This is a genomic window from Streptomyces sp. NPDC055955, from assembly GCF_042270245.1.
Classification (GTDB): Bacteria; Actinomycetota; Actinomycetes; order Streptomycetales; family Streptomycetaceae; genus Streptomyces.
Genome location: NZ_JBHJYS010000030.1, coordinates 45,267 through 62,317, shown reverse-complemented (window position 1 = coordinate 62,317; position 17,051 = coordinate 45,267). Strand labels below are relative to the sequence as shown.

Genomic DNA, 17,051 nt, shown 5'->3' with positions numbered 1-17,051 from the left:
CCCGGGGTGTGGGTCGCCGACCCCCCGCGCGTGGCGTACCCCGCCGACCCCAGGCCGGAGGCCGGGTCCCCGCTGCGGGGGGCCCCGGCCGTCCGGCATGTTCGGTGTGCGGGGCGCCCGCGTCGCTCAGTCGCGCGGGCGTTCCCTGACCGGGACCCACAGGGCCGCCACCAGGCCGGCGAGGGCGCAGAGCCCGGCGCCGGTGAGCGCGAGGCCGTAGCCGCGGGCCAGGGCGGCGGCGTGCGGCGTGCCGGCGGCGGCCTCGCTGTCGATGCGGGCGGCGGAGAGCGCCGCCAGGGTCACCAGGCCCGCCGCGCTGCCGAGTTGGCGGGTGGTGTTGAGCAGCCCCGAGGCGAGGCCCGCCTGTTCCGGAGGCAGTCCGGCGGTGGCGGCGTTGGTGGTCGCGTTGAGGACCGCGCCCATTCCGAGGCCGAGCAGGATCTCCGGAGCCAGTACGTCGCTCAGGTATCCGGCGCCGACGGCCAGCCGCGACAGCCAGAGCAGTCCGACGGCGGACAGGGCGAGCCCCGCGAGGAGGACCGGCCGCGGCCCGGTGCGGGGCACGAGGCGCGCGATGCCCCAGCCGCCGAGCGCGATCCCGACGGACAGGGGCAGATAGCTGAGGCCGGTGCGCAACGGGCTGTATCCGAGCACCTGTTGGAGCATCAGGGTGAAGAAGTAGAAGGTGCTGAAGAGGGCCGCGATCCCGAAGAAGGCGACCAGGTTGGCGGCGGCCACCGAGCGGTTGCGGAAGACGCCGAGGGGCACCAGCGGCTCGGGGGCGAACTTCGCCTGGATCACCAGGAACGTACCGAGGAGCACGGCACCGGCGAGCATCGGGCCGAGCACGTGTCCCGAACCCCAGCCGTGTCCGGGGGACTCGGACGTCCCGTACACGATGGCCATGAGACCAAGGGTGACGGTGACGGCCCCCGGCAGGTCGAGCCGGCGGCGGATTCCGGGTCGCCGGGTCTCGGGGACCGCCCAGCGGACCAGTGCGCACAGCGCCAGTCCTATGGGGACGTTGATCAGCAGGATCCAGCGCCAGGAGAACCACTGGGTGATCACTCCTCCGGCCAGCACACCGACCGCGCCCGCCGTCCCCGAGACGGCGCTCCACCAGCCGAACGCCCGTGCCCGTGCGGCCGGTTCGGTGAAGGTGGTGCCGAGCACGGTGAGCGTGGCGGGGGCCATGACCGCGGCGCCCAGCCCCTGGAGGGCGCGGGCCAGGATCAGGGTCGTCGGGCTGTCGGCCGCCCCGCCGACCAGGCTGGCGAGGGTGAACAGGCCGACCCCTCCCAGGAAGATCCGGCGTTGCCCGAACAGGTCCGCGAGACGCCCGCCGAGCAGCAGGAAGCCGCAGACCACCACGGTGTAGGCGTTGTTGACGAGCTGGAGGTTGTGCGGATCGAAGCCGAGGTCGTCGGAGATGACGGGCAGCGCCACATTCACCACCGAGGCGTCGAGCACGTTCATGAACTGCCCCAGGCAGCAGGCGAACAGCACGAGCCCGAGTCGGGGCGCGGCCCTTGGCGAAGGTCCTGGTGTGCGGTGCGTGCGCGTGGTCATGGTCATACGAACACGCTGCGCCGGTGCGGCGGACCGCGCGTCGAGGCCGCACGGAGCCCCGCTCGACCCGCTGCGTCGAGAGGCACTCCACCGCCGCTGCAGGACCTCTCGCCACAGTCCCAGGGCGTGTCTCCGCACGGCCGGCCGACATTCCCCGAGGAGAGCCCACGATGGCCAAGATCACCTACCAGCATCCGAACGGAACCGTCACCGTCGTCGACGTAGAAGCGCCCAACACGGTCATGCGCGGCGCGAAGCTCAACAACGTCGACGGCATCGAGGCCCAGTGCGGCGGCTCCGCCCAGTGCGGCACCTGCCACGTCTACGTGGACGCGGCGAGCACCGTCGTACTGCCCGAGATGGACCCGGTCGAGGACGACGTCCTCTACGGCACGGCGTGCGAACGTACCGAGCACAGCAGGCTGAGCTGCCAGCTGCCGGTCACCGAGGCCCTCGACGGGCTGCTGGTGCACCTGCCCGAGGCACAGAGCTGATGGCCGCGCCCGCCGTGGTCGTGGTCGGTGCCGGTCAGGCCGGAGTGGAGACGGCGGCCGCACTGCGCGGCCGGGGCTTCACCGGCCGCATCACCCTGATCGGCGAGGAACCCCCGTGGGCCGGCTACCGGCCCCCCCTGTCCAAGGGGTACCTCGCCGGCACGGCGCCCGCCGAGGACACGGCCCTGCGCCCCGCCTCGTTCTTCGCCGAGCGGGACATCGAGATCAGGGTCGGGGACCGCGCGTCCTGCGTCGACCCTGAGCGCCGCACCGTCACGCTGCGGTCGGGACTGCGGGTGCCGTACGACCGTCTGGTTCTCGCCACCGGATCCCGGCCCCGGCAACTTCCGGTGCCCGGAGCCTCGTTGGACGGGGTGCTCACCCTGCGCTCGCGGGCCGACGCCGACGAGCTGCGCGCGCGGCTGAGCGGGCCGCCCCGCCGCCTGGTGGTGGTCGGCGCCGGGTTCATCGGCCTGGAGGTCGCCGCCACCGCGCGCGGCCTCGGCCACGAGGTGACGGTGGTGGACGTCCAGCGGCGGGCGCTGGCCCGGGCTCTCACCCCGGTGCTGTCGTCGAGGGTCGTCGCCGAGCACCGCGCCCAGGGGGTGCGGGTGCTGCTCGGCCGCGAGGTCACGGCCCTGCACGGCGACACCGAAGGACAGGTCCACGTCATGGAACTGGACGGCGGTGAACGCATCGCCGCCGACCTGGCCGTGATCGGGGTCGGGGTGCTGCCCCACACCGACCTGGCCCTGACCGCCGATCTGATGGTCGGCGACGGGATCGTCGTGGACGAGCGGCTGCGCACCAGCGACCCCGACATCTACGCGCTCGGCGACTGCGCCCGCTTCCCCAGCCCGCACGCCGGGCGCCACCTGCGCATCGAGTCGGTGCAGAACGCCTCCGACCAGGCGAAGTGCGTGGCCGCCGGGATCTGCGACGAGCCGTTCGCGTACACCTCCGTGCCCTGGTTCTGGTCCGAGCAGTACGGCCTGCGGATGCAGCTGGCGGGACTCACGGCGGGCCACGACGAGGTGGTCACGAGCGGCGACGTGGAGGGCGGACGCTTCTCCGTCTTCTGTTTCCGTGCCGGACGCCTGATCGGCGTGGAGTCGGTGAACCGGCCCGCGGACCACGGCATTTCACGCCGGCTGCTCGCCTCGGGCAGCGCCCTGACGCCGGACGAGGTGCGCGCGCCCGGCTTCGACCTGAAGAAGCTCCCCCGCACGTCCCCCGCAACGAGGGTCGCCGTGCGCACCTGAGCCGGGTCCGCACCCGCGGGTGTGGACCCGCCCGGGATCCCGCCGCCGTACCCACCGCCTCGCGCGGGGTGCGGCGGCTTCTCGCTGCCCCACCTGCCTCGGTACGCCTGCGGTCCCGTCCCCTTTCCGGGAGGGGACGGGACCGCACGGAGCCGCGGACTCACTGCCCCCGGACGACCGGAAGGCTGGTCAGCGTGTGGTTGATCTCCCCCTTGTGCCACGGCAGTTCGCTCTCGGGGACCGCGAGCCGCAGCTCCGGGAAGCGGCGCACCAGGCCTTCGATGGCGATCTCCATCTCCATCCGCCCCAGGTGCTTGCCGAGGCAGTAGTGCATCCCGTGGCCGAAGGAGATGTGCGGGTTGCGCTCCCTGGTCAGGTCGAGCCGGTCCGGGTCGGGGAAGACCTCCGCGTCCCGGTTGGCCGACGCGAGCGAGAGGAGCACGGCGTCACCCTTGGGGATCGTCACGCCGCCGACCTCGATGTCCTCGGCCGCGATACGCGGGAATCCGGAGGTGTCGGTCGCGAACAGGTTGACGTGGCGCAGGAGTTCCTCGACGGCCCTGGGGATCCGGGAGCGGTCCTCGACGAGCCGGCGCCACTGGTCCTGGTGGTCCACGAGGAGGGCCAGGACGGAGTTGGCCAGCTGGTTGGCGGTGGTGTCGAAGCCGGCGCCGATCAGCGTGAAGCCGAAGGTGACCAGCTCCGGCTCGCTGAGCCGGTCGTTGTCGTCGCGGGCCGCGATCAGCTCGGACAGCATGTCGTCTGCAGGGTTGGCGCGCTTGTCGGCGATGAGCCCGACGATGTACTCGCTGAGCTTGCCGAGCGCGTGCAGCGACTCCTCGCCGCCGGCCCGGTCGTCGACCGTGGCGAAGGCGCGCGCCCACTGCTCGAACTCCCGCAGATCCTGGGCCGGTACGCCCAGGAGTTCCCCGATGACGGTCAGCGGGAGCGGCACCGCGAGCTGCTGCACGAGGTCCACGACCCCGTCCTTGGCCGCCATGTCGTCGAGGAGTTCGTCGGTGACCCTCTGGACGTTGGCCCGCATCCGCTCGACCCGCCGCATGGTGAACGCGCCGGCCACCAGCTTCCGCAGCCGGGAGTGCTCCGGCGCGTCGAGCGAGATGATCATCTCCGGCGTGGTGTGCATCGTGCCGCCCACACGGGGGGCGCCTTCGCCACAGGCCTGGGCCCTGCTGAGCCGGGGGTCGGCGGAGAGCCGGCGCACATCCTCGTAACGGGTGACCAGCCAGGCGTCCACACCTCCCGCGGTGGGCACCTTCACCACCGGCTGCCCGGCGCGCAGGGCGGCGTACTCCGGGGCGGGGCCACGGTAACTGGAACCGCTGAAGGGGAACACGCCCGCCACCGGGCAGCCGGCGCCCTGGGGCGCCGTCTCCTGGCTGGCTGTCTCCTGGGTGACTGTCACGATAGATCCTCCGCTTGGGACGTTACGGGTCGGACCTCACCGTACGGAGAGCCGATCGAGGCCAAGTCGCCCTGAACTAGAGCAAGTTGAGGCGTCCCGTCACACAGGGCGAAGGGGGCGCCCATGGTGCCGGACGCCCCCTCGCCGTGCGGTACGGATCATCCCTCCGGGCCGAGCAGCACCGCGGAGTAGTTCTTGCGGGCGGCGGTGTCGTACTGCAGCGCCACATGGCTCGTCGCCGAGGTGATGTCCCGCCAGAAGCGCTGGAGCGTGTGTCCCTCGCCGAGCCCTCCGGTCCCGGCCGCGCCCACGAGGAGAGTCACGGCCTCGCGCAGGATCTCGGCGGCGAAGGTGGCGTTCCGCTCGTTGCGCGCCATGTGCTCGGGGGTGAAGAGGCGCCGGTCGAGGACCTGGGCGTTCTCCAGGACGAGGTGGCGTGCGGCGTCGATCCGGCCGGAGGCACGTACGACGGTCAGCTCGGCGGTCTGGTTGCGCCGGCGCCCCTGGATCGATCCCGTACAGGCGTCCAGCGCGCCGGTGGCGGCGCCGACGACGGGGGCGATGAAGGTCAGGCCGCCCACCGCCTGGAAGGGCACGTTGTGGGCGGACACGCGGGAGGCGCCGTTGCGGCCGGTGAGCATGTCGGCGCGGTCGAAGGTCAGATGCGCCGGTACGAACACGTCGTCGACCACGACCGTGTGGCTGCCCGTCGCCCGCATCCCGATGCTGTCCCACGTCTCGCGCACGGTGTACGTGCCCCGCGGCAGGGTGAAGAAGCGCAGCTGCGGCGGGCCTTCACCGCCCGCGACCGCCGCGCAGACCATGACCCAGTCGGCGAAGTCGACGGCGCTGACGTAGGCCCACTCGCCGGTGACCCGCCAGCCGCCGTCCGCCTGCCTGGCCCGACCGGCGGGCATCAGACCGGTCGCCACGACCGTGTCGGGACCCGCGCCCCACAGCTCCTGGTGCCCCTGCTCGGGCAGGTGTGAGGCGAAGCGGGCCGAGTACGCGGCGAGCGAGGCACACCAGGCCGAGGCGGCGCAGCCCTCGCCGACGGACATGACGGCCCGGGTCAGGTCGGCGAACGAGCCCTCCGTGCCGCCGAACCGGGCGGCCACGAAGTGCCGGGCGAACCCGGCCTCCCGTATCGCGTCGGTGACCTCGCGGGACAGGACGCGGCCCGTGTCCGCGTCCGCCGCGTGGCGCGCCGCGAGCGGGCGTATCCCGTCGGCGGCGGCGACGAGCCCCGCGACGGGGACGGCCGGGGCGGGGACGGGAGCGGCGAGGACGCCGAGGTCGACGCTCACGATCCGGACCCGTCCGTGAGGGCGCGGGCGAAGCGCTCCAGCGTCTCGCCGGGGCTCGGCCCGTCGAGCGCCTTGAAGATCCGCTCGGCGCCGGGACCGTGCCGGTCGAGCTTGACGTGAGCCAGCGAGACACGGGTGCGTCCCTCGTCGACAGCCTCGAAGTCGACCTCGATCTGGCTGGCGCCGTCGTCGGTGGGGATGGACTGCCAGTTGGGGTCGATCCGCCAGGTCATGACGAGGCGGCGGCCCGGCACCCACTCCAGCACGCGGCCCCAGGCGATCTCGGTGCCTTCCACGTCCCACTCGTAGTAGCGCCCTCCGACGCCCGCCTCGAACGCGAGGCCGGCCCGCTCCTTGCGCACCAGGATGTGGCTCGGCGGCCACCAGTCCGCCGGGCGCTCGGTGAAGACCTTGAAGCACGCGTCGGGCGTCGCCGCGACGGTCACCGACTTCCTGACGTCGGGCAGGGTCTGCGTCTGCTCGGGCACGGGGCCTCCTCGCTCCGGCCAGGTGTCCGCCCGGCCACGGCATCGAATGCGCCCAAGCTGACGGCCCTCGCTAGGCCCCGTGTCGAGTACGGCTCGAACAGCCGGCCTCCACCACGGCTCCACCCGGGGGCGAGAAACCCGCAAGGCCACGGGCCCACCGTCGAGCCGACGTGGACCGGATCGACACGAGCGATGGGGAGAGCACGATGACAGACGCGGGACGACGAGTGGCCTTCGTCACCGGGGCGACCAGCGGGATCGGTCTGGCCGTGACCGAGCTGCTGGCCCGGCAGGGCGTCGCGGTGTTCGGTGTGGCGCGGGACGCGGAGAACGTCGCCGCCATGGTCAAGGCGCAGCGCGAGCAGGGCCACGAGGTGGCCGGCACGGTGTGCGACGTGACGTCCTTGACACAGATCCAGCAGGCCGTGGCCGCCGCCGTGGCCGAGTACGGCCGCATCGACATCCTCGTCAACAACGCGGGCCGCGGCGGTGGCGGGGTGACCGCGGAGCTGCCCGACGCGCTCTGGGACGACGTGATCGAGACCAACCTGAACGGCACCTTCCGTGTCACCCGGGAAGTGCTCGGCACGGGCCTGATGCGCGAGGGGTCCTGGGGACGGATCATCAACATCGCCTCCACCGGCGGCAAGCAGGGCGTCGAGCTCGCCGCGCCCTACTCCGCCTCCAAGCACGGAGTGATCGGCTTCACCAAGGCCGTCGGCAAGGAACTCGCCGCGACCGGCATCACCGTGAACGCCGTCTGCCCCGGATACGTCGAGACCCCCATGGCCCAGCGCGTGCGACAGGGCTACGCGGGCCACTACGGCGTGAGCGAGCAGGAGATCCAGGAGAGGTTCAACGCCAAGATCCCGCTCGGCCGTTACTCCACCCCCGAGGAGGTCGCCGGGCTCGTCGGCTACCTCGCGTCGGACCCGGCCGGGTCCATCACCGCCCAGGCCATGAACGTCTGCGGTGGGCTCGGCAACTACTGACGGCCCCGGTGCCGCCGATCCCGGCGACGCCCGCGACGGCCCTGACGACAAGCAGAAACGGAGTACCTGACATGACTGCTGTGACCGCCGGCGCAACCCTCGCCGAACCCGACGTGGCCGCTTTCCGGGCCGCGATGGGCCGATTCCCGACGGGCGTCACCCTGCTCACCCAGGGAAGCGGCGACGAGACCATCGTGATGACCCTGAACAGCCTCACCTCGGTCTCGCTCGACCCGATGCTGATCCTCGTCTCCGTCAAGGCGTCCGGCCGGATGCGCCCGCGGATATCGCGGGCGGGCAGCTTCGCCGTGAGCGTGCTCACCGAGGCGCAGCTGGATCTGGCGCTGGAGTTCTGCCGGCCCGACCGGCCTGAGGGCCGGGCCGCGATGCTGCGCCTGTCCGCCGAGGAGGGCGTCACCGGCAACGCCGTGCTGCCCGCGGCGGAGACGTACGTCGAGTGCGTGCTGGACGCGGAGTACACGGCCGGCGACCACACGCTGCTGATCGGGCGGGTCGTCGCCCTGTCCGGTGGGTCGTCCGAGCCGGACCCGCTCCTGTTCCACCAGGGCGAGTTCGGCCGGCTGACGCCCGCCTCGTCCGCGCCGTCCGCCTCGTCCGCCGAGCAGCGGGAGGCGGCCGCGTGAGTGCGACAACCGCGTCCTTCGTGGCGGCGCCCGGCAACCTGCGCCAGGTCGCCGACGGGGTGTACGCCTTCGTCCAGCCGGAGGGCGGCTGGTGCCTGAACAACGCCGGCCTCGTCGCCGGCGGCGGCCAGGCGGTCCTGATCGACACGGCGGCGACCGAGTCCCGCACCCGCAGGCTGCGGGAGGAGGTGGAGCGTGTGGTTCCGGGCGGCCCGGACTACGTGGTCAACACCCACTTCCACGGCGACCACACGTTCGGCAACGGCCAGTTCACGCCGCGTGCCGTCGTCGTGGCGCACGCGGGCACCCGGTCCGACACGCAGGAGGCGGGCCTCGGCCTGCGCCACCTGTGGCCGGACGTCGAGTGGGGCGAGACCCCGCTGACCCTGCCCACGCTCACCTTCCGGGACGAGCTCACCCTGCACGCGGACGGCGGCCTGCGGACCGAGCTGCTCCACGTGGGCCCCGCCCACACCGCTAACGACGTGATCGCGTGGGTGCCGGAACGCGGTGTGCTGTTCACCGGGGACGTGGTGTGGTCGGGGGTGACCCCGTACCTCCTGATGGGCTCCGTCACCGGGTCGCTGCGAGCCCTGGAGCGCATGCGCGCGCTCGGTGCCTCCGCGGTCGTCCCCGGGCACGGTCCGGTCGGCGGCCCCGAGCTCCTCGACGCGACGGAGGCCTACGTCCGCCGGCTCCAGGACCTCGCGCGGGACGGCCTGCGGCGCGGCGTGGGCCCGCTCCAGGCGGCCCGGGACGCGGACCTCGGCGCGTTCGCCGGGCTCCTGGACTCCGAGCGCCTGGTCGGGAACCTGCACCGCGCGTACGCCGAACTCGAGGGCCTGGCACCTGGCGCCCGTATCGATGTCGCGGCGTCCTTCAAGGAGATGGTCGCCTTCCACGGCGCCCTGCCCTCGTGTCACGCCTGACCACCCAGCCCTGACCACCCAGCCCTGAACTCACAGCCCGGATCCGACCGGACCTCACGGACCGGAACCGCACAGCCGTCGCCTCACAGACCGGAGGACGAGTCCCCGCACCGATGAGACCGCCGTACTGAAAGGAGTCGTCGATGGAGACGATTCTGCTGGACCGCGAGACGCACGTGGCACCCCCGACGCACCTGGAGTTCCACGGGGTGCCGTGCCGGATACCTCTGCTGCTGGCCGGGGACCTCGACGACGACGGGAGTGAACCCCACATCTGCCGGAGCATCGACTGAGCCGCCGCCCACCGCGTGTCATCGGCCGGCACATGGCCGAGGGGCCCCTCGACCGGGGCCCCTCGGCCATGTGCCGGATCTCCGTGTCGAGGCCGGTTCCGTGTGCGGGCCGGTCAGGAGGCCGCGGGAGCGGCGGGGCTGTCGCGGTGGATGACGCGCGAGCGGGTCAGCAGCCCGCCGTCGCGGCGCACGAGCACGTCGTCGACGGTGAACGTCGGCTGGAAGGAGACCTTCCCCTCGCGGTCGGTCTGGGTGACCAGCGTGTAGTACGAGACCCGGATGGTGTCCTCGTCCTGGGGGTCGGCCTCTATGAGGAGGTGGCCGAACCAGTGGCGGACGGCGATGTCCTTGTAGCGCGGCAGGTTGGCGCGCATCCCGGCGATCATCTCCGCCCGGCCGCTCTGACGCTGACCGCCGGCGTGGACGACCTCCCCGTCGTCGGTGAAGGTGTCGGCGAAGCCCTCGATGTCCAGGGCGTCGACCCGGCGCATCTGCTGGGCGTAGAACGTCTGCACCTCGGCGTACAGGTCACCCGTGACCTGCTGACGGAGGGTCCCGACGGACTGAGACATGGCGAACTCCCTTCGCGGCGGCCCTTCCGGCCGCCCGTCGTCGGCATCAGCCTGCCGGGCGCGGCTGCAGCGCCACTGGAGAGGCGCTCGCGGTGACCGGCCGGCGCCCCTGGCCAGCACGGTGAGTGAAATGGCAGGATCGCCCGCATGCCCAAGGCACTCCCCCGTATCAGCAGGCGCCGGGCCCTGGAGGGCTCGGCCGCCGCCGTCGTGGTCCTCGGGCTGCTCCTGTGGTGGCTGCTGCCGCTGGACGACGGGAGGCCGGGGGGCAGCGTGACCTTCAGTACGGGCCAGCGGACCGGCGTGTACGAGCGCTACGGCAACCTCCTCAAGACCGCGCTCGGCCACGACTTGCCGGACCTCGACGTGCGCCTCACGAACAGCGAGGGGTCCCAGGAGAACGTCGAGCGGGTCGCCACGGGGAAGGCCGATTTCACGATCGCGGCCGCCGACGCCGTGGAGAAGTACAAGCTTCAGGGCGGCGCCGGAGGGGACCGGCTGCGCGGCTGCGCCCGCCTGTACGACGACTACGTGCAGCTGGTCGTACCCCGCTCGTCGTCGATCAGGTCGGTCGAGGACCTGCGCGGCCTCCGGGTCGCCGTGGGCGGCAGGGGCTCGGGGGTACGGCTCATCGCGGAGCGCGTGGTCGAGGCCGCCGGCCTCGACCTGGAGAAGGACATGAAGCCGGTCTCCACGGGGATCGACGGCATGCCCCAGGCGCTCGAGGACGGCGACATCGACGCCTTCTTCTGGTCGGGCGGTCTGCCGACGACCCATGTGCGCAAGCTGTCGGAGGACTACCCCATCCGTCTCGTCGAGCTCGGCGACCTCGTCGACGCGCTGCACAAGCAGGGCGGCGCGTCCCGCTACTACCGGGCGGCCGTGATGCCCGCGGACGCCTATCCGGACGCGCAGCAGGGTGTCTCGGTGCCCACGCTGGCCGTGGCGAACCTGCTGGTCACCACGGACCGTGCGGACCCCCGCCTCACGGAGGCGCTGACGCGCACGGTGATAGACAGCCGCGACCGCATCGGCACGGAGGTGCACGCGGCGCAGCTCGTGGACCTGCGGACGGCGCTCTACACGGATCCGCTGGCGCTGCACGAGGGCGCCCGCCGCTACTACCGCTCGGTGAAGCCGTAGGGCCCCGGCCCGCCCGCCTCAGCCTTCCCGGTGCGTCCGGGGCACCGCCACCGTCACGCGCAGCCCGTGCGGCTCGTGAGGGGCGTACGTGATGGAGCCGCCGCCCGCCGCGAGCAGCGCCCGCGAGATGGACAGGCCGAGGCCCGAGCCCTTCACGTTCTGGTGGCCGGCGCTGCGCCAGAACCGGTCGCCGATCCGCGCCAGTTCGTCCTCGCGCAGGCCCGGACCGCGGTCCGCGACCACGATCTGCGCGAACTCTCCGTCACGGGCGACGCGGACCTTCACCTCCTCGCCGGAGGGGGTGAACTTCAGGGCGTTGTCGATCACCGCGTCCAGGGCGCTCGACAGGGTCACGGGGTCCGCCCAGCCGGTGACCGCGGGGCAGTCCTCGGTCAGCGTCACGCCCTTCTCGTCGGCGACCGGCCGCCAGGCGCCCACGCGTTCGGTCACCAGCTCGCCGATGTCCGTGAGCCGCAGGTCCGCCTCGGTGTGTTCGGCGAGGGCCAGGTCGAGGAGGTCGTCGAGGACCGAGGCGAGCCGCTTGCCCTCCGTGCGCACCGAGGCGATCTCCTCGTTCCCCTCGGGCAGCTCGAAGGCCAGGAGTTCGATGCGCAGGAGCAGGGCGGCGAGCGGATTGCGCAGCTGGTGCGAGGCGTCGGCGACGAAGGCGCGCTGCTGCTCCAGGACGTCCTCGACGTTGTCGGCCATCTCGTTGAACGACCGGGCCAGGCGCCGGAGTTCCGGTGGTCCGCCGGCCGAGGCGACGCGGGACTTCAGGCGCCCGGTGGCGATGTCGTGGGTGGTCGCGTCGAGGACGCGCACGGGCCGCAGGACCCAGCCCGTCAGCCGCAGCGCGGCGCCGACGGCCAGGAGCATCGCGGCCGCCTCGCCCGCCGCGATGAGCAGCCATCCCTGGAGCGTCTGGGAGCGCATCTTGCCGGTGGGCGAGTCGGTGACGACGACCGCGACGACGTCGCCGTCGCTGATGACCGGTGACGCGACGACGAGCCGGCCGCGCTGCCAGGGCCACACCTGCTGGGGGTCGTGGCTGCCGCGCGAGAACAGGGCCTCGTCGAAGGCCTCGCGCACGGCTCCGTCGTGGGGCAGCTGCCAGCCCTCGGGGGCGCGCCCCATGGGGTCGCTGTTGCGGTAGAAGACGCCCGCGCGGATCCCGTACACCTCGTGGTAGCGGGTGAGTTCGTTCTGCAGGGTCTGCTGGCGCTCGTCCGTGACGCGTACGCGGGAACCTGTCGAGCGCTTGGTGACGAACTGGGCCAGCGCGGCAAAGCGTGCCGTGTCGTCGATGCGGTCGACGACGACCTTCTGCTGCTGGGCCGCCGCCACGCTCACGGCGAGCGGGAAGCCGAGCGCGAGCAGCACGCCCGCCATGAGGACGATGAGCAGCGGGAGGAGGCGAGCGCGCACCCGTGGCCTCTAGGCGGCCGGCGCGACGAGCCGGTACCCGACCCCGCGCACGGTCTCGATGAGGGCGGGCATGCGCAGCTTGGAGCGCAGGGACGCGACATGCACCTCCAGGGTGCGGCCCGTCCCCTCCCAGCTGGTGAGCCAGACCTCGCTGATGATCTGTTCCCGGCGGAACACCACCCCGGGGCGCTGCGCGAGAAGGGCCAGGAGGTCGAACTCCTTGCGGGTCAGCTGGACGACCGAACCGTCCACGCTGACCTGGCGGGTGGGCAGTTCGATGTGCACGGACCCGAGCCGCAGACCGTCCTCGGCCGACGCGGAGGGCTCGTCCGGCACGCTGCGCCGGCTGACCGCGTGGATGCGGGCGAGCAGCTCCCCGGTGTCGTACGGCTTCACCACGTAATCGTCGGCGCCGAGGTTGAGGCCGTGGATGCGGGAGCGTACGTCCGAGCGCGCGGTCACCATGATCACGGGTGTCGCCGTGCGCTTGCGGATCTTGCCGCACACCTCGTAGCCGTCCTGGTCGGGCAGGCCGAGATCGAGGAGTACGACTCCGAAGACGTCCGCCTCGGGGACGAGCGCCCGGAGCGCTTCCTCGCCGCTGCGGGCGTGCGTCACGTCGAAGCCGTGCCGGGCGAGGACCGCCGACAGGGCGGCGGCGACATGGTCGTCGTCCTCTACGAGAAGCAGTCTCATCACGGCCCCCTTCGGTTCATCGGTCGTTCGGCCCCGGTACGCGGGCAGGCTCTGTGCGCGCACGCGTGTGCGACCCACCAGGGCATCCACTCCGAAACATAAGGACGCCGTCAAGAGTGTTCCGGTTACCGACGCCTTCCGTTATCCAGCCGGTACGAGCAGGGGCACCCTCTTCACGCATCGTGGCCGGTCGAAGCCGGATCGTGATGCTCAAGTTCCCCTCAGATGTAATGACGCTGGTCGTACTGCATTACTACTGTCCTCCCAACCGAGGAGGATGGAGCAAGACCCGATGACCGATGTATCGGTGACCAAGGACGCCATTCCCGCGGCCGACGAGCTGGTCGTACTGAACCAAGTCAACAAGCACTTCGGCGCGCTGCACGTGCTCCAGGACATCGACCTGACCATCGCGCGTGGTGAGGTCGTCGTCGTCATCGGACCCTCGGGCTCCGGCAAGTCGACGCTGTGCCGCACGATCAACCGCCTGGAGACCGTCGACACGGGTGCCATCACGATCGACGGCAAGCCGCTGCCCCAGGAGGGCAAGGAGCTGGCCCGCCTCCGCGCGGACGTGGGCATGGTCTTCCAGTCCTTCAACCTCTTCGCGCACAAGACCGTGCTCGAGAACGTGATGCTGGGGCAGATCAAGGTCCGCAAGGCGGACAAGAAGGCGGCCGAGGCCAAGGCGCGCACCCTGCTCGACCGGGTGGGCGTCGGCACGCAGGCGGACAAGTACCCCGCTCAGCTCTCCGGCGGCCAGCAGCAACGCGTCGCGATCGCAAGGGCGCTGGCGATGGACCCCAAGATCATGCTCTTCGACGAGCCGACATCGGCCCTCGACCCGGAGATGATCAACGAGGTCCTCGAGGTCATGCAGCAGCTCGCCCGTGACGGCATGACGATGATCGTCGTCACCCACGAGATGGGCTTCGCGCGCTCGGCGGCCAACCGCGTGGTCTTCATGGCGGACGGACGGATCGTCGAAGAGGCCACCCCCGACCAGTTCTTCAGCAACCCGCGCAGCGACCGGGCCAAGGACTTCCTGTCGAAGATCCTGCACCACTGACGCCGACGCACGGGCGTCCGACTTTCCCACGGCCGAATTCTGCCGACACGAAGGATATTCACCATGAAGCTCCGCAAGTCCGCCGCCGCGGCGGCCACTGTCGCCGTGCTCGCCCTCGCCGCCACCGCGTGCGGCGGAGACTCCGGCAACGCCGGTGACAAGCCCGCCGGCGGCGCCGGCGGCAAGGGCCAGCCGAAGCTGCCCACGTACACGGTCGCCTCGGGCGTGAAGCTGGACTCCGCGACGCTGAAGCGGGCGCAGAAGGCCGGGAAGATCGTCATCGGCGCCAAGAACGACCAGCCGTACCTCGGCTTCCAGGACACCGACGGCAAGCGTTCCGGCTTCGACATCGAGATCGCCAAGATGGTCGCCGCCGACCTCGGCTTCAAGCCGTCGCAGATCGAGTTCAAGACGATCGACTCGAACGTCCGTGAGACGACCATCTCCAAGGGCGAGGTCGACCTCTACGTCGGCACGTACACGATCAACGACGAGCGCAAGAAGCAGGTCGGTTTCGCCGGCCCGTACTTCATGGCCGGCGCCGACCTCCTCGTCCGCGGCGACGAGAAGGGCATCACGGGCCCGGACTCCGTCAAGGGCAAGACGGTCTGCTCCATCAAGGGCTCGACCCCGCTCCAGGAGATCAAGAAGCCCAAGTACGGCGCCAAGACGGTCGAGCTGTCCAAGTACTCCGAGTGCGTGCAGCAGCTGCTCAACAACGAGGTCGACGCCGTCACCACCGACGACGCGATCCTCAAGGGCTACGCCGCCCAGCGTCCGGGCAAGCTGAAGGTCGTCGGCAAGCCGTTCACCGAGGAGCCGTACGGCGTCGGCATGAACAAGGACGACAAGGCGCTGCGCGAGGCGGTCTCGAACGCCCTCGAGGCGCACGAGAAGAACGGCGACTACAAGAAGGCGTACGACGCGACGCTCGGCCTGTCCAAGTCCGCGTACACCGCGCCGCCGGCCCTCGAGCGTTACTGACGCGCTGACGGTGCGGGCCCCGGCCCGCACCGTACGACCCCCCGGCAGTGACCGGCCCGCCACGGGCGCAACCGCACAGTGCGCCCGTGGCACGGCCCTCGCTGCCTGTCCGCCGCCGCCCACGAGGACATCCCCGTGAACGTATTGCTCGACCATCTCGCGGAATTCCGCGAGGGGTTCATAGGCACCGTCCTGCTGACCCTGGCCAGCGGGCTCCTCGCGATGGTCCTGGGTGTCATCATCGCCGGGTTCCGTGTCTCACCCGTGCCCCCGCTGCGCTTCTTCGGCACCGCCTGGGTCACGCTCTTCAGGAACACCCCGCTGACCCTGCTCTTCCTTGTGGCGTGGTTCGTCGTTCCGGTCATCTTCATGCCGGGCCTCAGCCCGTGGGCCAAGGCCCTCATGGCGCTGGGCTTCTACACCTCGGCGTTCGTGTGCGAGGCCGTCCGGTCCGGCATCAGCACGGTGCCGCTGGGACAGGCCGAGGCCGCCCGGTCCATCGGAATGACCTTCTTCCAGACGCTGCGTCTGATCATCCTTCCGCAGGCCACCCGCACCGTCCTGCCGCCGCTCAGCTCGATCTTCATCGCGCTGACGAAGAACTCGGCGATCGCGGGCGCGTTCAGTGTCACCGAGCTGTTCGGCGTGCAGAAGCTGCTCAGCGACCAGGGCTTCGCCATCGCCTGGATCTTCCTCTGGGTGGCTCTCGGCTACCTGGTCATCACCTTCACCATCAGCGGTCTCTTCCGGCTGCTCGAGCGGCGCATGGGGGTCGCACGATGAGTTCGAGCGTCCTGTACGACGCACCGGGCCCCAAGGCCCGGGTGCGCAACCGCGTTTACACAGTGGTCGGCTCTCTGGCCGTGCTCGGCCTGCTCGCGTTCACCCTCTACCGGATGAGCGCGAAGGGGCAGCTGGAGCCCGAGGTCTGGAACATCTTCAACAACGCCGGCGTGCGGACCAGCATCCGCGACGGCGTGCTCACCACGCTGAAGGTGTTCGCCGTCGCCGGCGTGCTCTCCCTGGTGCTCGGCCTGCTCCTGGCCGTCGCCCGCCTGTCCGACCACAAGACGGTCCGCTGGGCCGCCACGGGCTTCATCGAGCTGTTCCGCGCGATCCCGCTGCTGATCACGATCTACGCCCTGTGGTTCCTGTTCCTCACCTACAAGAACGACCTCGGCGTCGTCGGCGACAACACCGCCTTCTGGGCGCTCGTCATCGGCCTGACGGTCTACAACGGCTGTGTGCAGGCCGAGGTGATCCGGGCGGGCGTCAACGCCGTGCCGCGCGGACAGGTGGAAGCCGCGTACGCACTGGGGCTGCGCAAGTCGCAGGTCATGACGATGCTGCTGCTGCCGCAGGCCGTGCGCTCCATGCTGCCGACGATGATCAGCCAGCTCGTGGTGACCCTCAAGGACACCTCGCTCGGCTACATCATCACGTACAGCGAGCTCCTGTTCGCGGCCCGCACCATGGCCAGCAACATCATCGTCAACGGCGAGAACCCCATCACCGCGGTGGTCATCGTCGTCGGCGCGATCTACGTGGCACTGTGTCTGGCCCTGGCCGGGCTCGCCACCTGGATCGAGCGGCGCGGCCGTCGCGCGAAGACGGGCATCGCGGTGGCGGCCGCCGCCGAGCCCTCCGTCGTGGACGGGACCGACTGAACGGCTCTGCAGAAGAACTGACGAGATGTGAGCAAACGGAGGCAGTGGCTTGATCACCACTGCCTCCGTCACTTGACGCAAGCACCCGCAA

The 17,051-nt window shown here is 71.3% G+C and carries 18 protein-coding genes; 11 read left to right on the top strand and 7 right to left on the bottom strand.

Annotated elements, in window-relative coordinates:
- Positions 1–126: 126 nt before the first annotated feature.
- Positions 127–1,575: an MFS transporter gene (locus ACFC96_RS40560; protein WP_376617342.1), complete on the bottom strand. Its 1,449-nt coding sequence runs from the start codon at positions 1,573–1,575 to the stop codon at positions 127–129.
- Positions 1,576–1,739: 164 nt separating this feature from the next.
- Here ACFC96_RS40560 and ACFC96_RS40555 point away from each other — a divergent pair, with 164 nt between their 5' ends.
- The gene (locus ACFC96_RS40555) at positions 1,740–2,063 is read left to right on the top strand and encodes a 2Fe-2S iron-sulfur cluster-binding protein (RefSeq protein WP_376264723.1); all 324 of its coding nucleotides are present in this window, start codon (positions 1,740–1,742) and stop codon (positions 2,061–2,063) included.
- The gene (locus ACFC96_RS40550) at positions 2,063–3,325 is read left to right on the top strand and encodes an NAD(P)/FAD-dependent oxidoreductase (RefSeq protein WP_376617340.1); all 1,263 of its coding nucleotides are present in this window, start codon (positions 2,063–2,065) and stop codon (positions 3,323–3,325) included. Before ACFC96_RS40555 ends, ACFC96_RS40550 begins: the two co-directional genes overlap by 1 nt.
- A 160-nt stretch (positions 3,326–3,485) precedes the next feature.
- Here the strand turns inward: ACFC96_RS40550 and ACFC96_RS40545 are convergent, their stop codons facing one another.
- The 3 genes from ACFC96_RS40545 to ACFC96_RS40535 all read right to left on the bottom strand — a co-directional run bounded on the left by ACFC96_RS40545 (position 3,486) and on the right by ACFC96_RS40535 (position 6,546).
- On the bottom strand, positions 3,486–4,751 hold the full coding sequence (locus ACFC96_RS40545) for a cytochrome P450 (RefSeq protein WP_376264717.1): 1,266 nt from the start codon (positions 4,749–4,751) through the stop codon (positions 3,486–3,488).
- 158 nt (positions 4,752–4,909) lie between these two features.
- Complete coding sequence (locus tag ACFC96_RS40540) at positions 4,910–6,058, bottom strand: hydrolase (protein ID WP_376264714.1); 1,149 nt, start codon at positions 6,056–6,058, stop codon at positions 4,910–4,912.
- Positions 6,055–6,546, bottom strand: a complete 492-nt coding sequence (locus tag ACFC96_RS40535; protein ID WP_376617338.1) for an SRPBCC family protein — start codon at positions 6,544–6,546, stop codon at positions 6,055–6,057. Before ACFC96_RS40535 ends, ACFC96_RS40540 begins: the two co-directional genes overlap by 4 nt.
- A 206-nt stretch (positions 6,547–6,752) precedes the next feature.
- Between ACFC96_RS40535 and ACFC96_RS40530 the strand changes: the two genes are divergently transcribed.
- From ACFC96_RS40530 to ACFC96_RS40515, 4 genes are all read left to right on the top strand, one after another.
- Complete coding sequence (locus tag ACFC96_RS40530; RefSeq protein ID WP_376264708.1) at positions 6,753–7,538, top strand: SDR family NAD(P)-dependent oxidoreductase; 786 nt, start codon at positions 6,753–6,755, stop codon at positions 7,536–7,538.
- A 71-nt stretch (positions 7,539–7,609) separates the two neighbouring features.
- Complete coding sequence (locus ACFC96_RS40525) at positions 7,610–8,182, top strand: flavin reductase family protein (RefSeq protein WP_376617337.1); 573 nt, start codon at positions 7,610–7,612, stop codon at positions 8,180–8,182.
- A complete protein-coding gene (locus ACFC96_RS40520; RefSeq protein ID WP_376617335.1) occupies positions 8,179–9,111 on the top strand; it encodes an MBL fold metallo-hydrolase in 933 nt (310 codons plus the stop codon). The genes ACFC96_RS40525 and ACFC96_RS40520 overlap by 4 nt, the downstream gene beginning before the upstream one ends.
- A 143-nt stretch (positions 9,112–9,254) precedes the next feature.
- Positions 9,255–9,404: a hypothetical protein gene (locus tag ACFC96_RS40515; RefSeq protein ID WP_266559245.1), complete on the top strand. Its 150-nt coding sequence runs from the start codon at positions 9,255–9,257 to the stop codon at positions 9,402–9,404.
- A 113-nt stretch (positions 9,405–9,517) separates the two neighbouring features.
- Here ACFC96_RS40515 and ACFC96_RS40510 read toward each other — a convergent pair whose 3' ends face one another.
- Complete coding sequence (locus ACFC96_RS40510; protein WP_227297698.1) at positions 9,518–9,976, bottom strand: nuclear transport factor 2 family protein; 459 nt, start codon at positions 9,974–9,976, stop codon at positions 9,518–9,520.
- A gap of 147 nt (positions 9,977–10,123) precedes the next feature.
- Between ACFC96_RS40510 and ACFC96_RS40505 the strand changes: the two genes are divergently transcribed.
- Positions 10,124–11,119 (top strand): TAXI family TRAP transporter solute-binding subunit, encoded by a 996-nt coding sequence (locus tag ACFC96_RS40505; RefSeq protein ID WP_376264699.1) that lies wholly within the window; start codon positions 10,124–10,126, stop codon positions 11,117–11,119.
- 18 nt (positions 11,120–11,137) lie between these two features.
- Here the strand turns inward: ACFC96_RS40505 and ACFC96_RS40500 are convergent, their stop codons facing one another.
- Positions 11,138–12,544: a sensor histidine kinase gene (locus ACFC96_RS40500; RefSeq protein ID WP_376264696.1), complete on the bottom strand. Its 1,407-nt coding sequence runs from the start codon at positions 12,542–12,544 to the stop codon at positions 11,138–11,140.
- A 9-nt stretch (positions 12,545–12,553) separates the two neighbouring features.
- Complete coding sequence (locus tag ACFC96_RS40495; protein WP_376264693.1) at positions 12,554–13,240, bottom strand: response regulator transcription factor; 687 nt, start codon at positions 13,238–13,240, stop codon at positions 12,554–12,556.
- A gap of 292 nt (positions 13,241–13,532) precedes the next feature.
- Between ACFC96_RS40495 and ACFC96_RS40490 the strand changes: the two genes are divergently transcribed.
- The 4 genes from ACFC96_RS40490 to ACFC96_RS40475 all read left to right on the top strand — a co-directional run bounded on the left by ACFC96_RS40490 (position 13,533) and on the right by ACFC96_RS40475 (position 16,960).
- The gene (locus ACFC96_RS40490) at positions 13,533–14,309 is read left to right on the top strand and encodes an amino acid ABC transporter ATP-binding protein (protein WP_116509104.1); all 777 of its coding nucleotides are present in this window, start codon (positions 13,533–13,535) and stop codon (positions 14,307–14,309) included.
- Between the two features lie 63 nt (positions 14,310–14,372).
- Positions 14,373–15,293, top strand: a complete 921-nt coding sequence (locus ACFC96_RS40485; RefSeq protein ID WP_376264690.1) for a glutamate ABC transporter substrate-binding protein — start codon at positions 14,373–14,375, stop codon at positions 15,291–15,293.
- 135 nt (positions 15,294–15,428) lie between these two features.
- Positions 15,429–16,076 carry an amino acid ABC transporter permease gene (locus ACFC96_RS40480; RefSeq protein ID WP_116509108.1) on the top strand — a complete coding sequence of 216 codons (648 nt, stop codon included), beginning with the start codon at positions 15,429–15,431 and terminating at the stop codon, positions 16,074–16,076.
- Positions 16,073–16,960: an amino acid ABC transporter permease gene (locus ACFC96_RS40475; protein ID WP_376617333.1), complete on the top strand. Its 888-nt coding sequence runs from the start codon at positions 16,073–16,075 to the stop codon at positions 16,958–16,960. The genes ACFC96_RS40480 and ACFC96_RS40475 overlap by 4 nt, the downstream gene beginning before the upstream one ends.
- Positions 16,961–17,051: the final 91 nt, after the last annotated feature.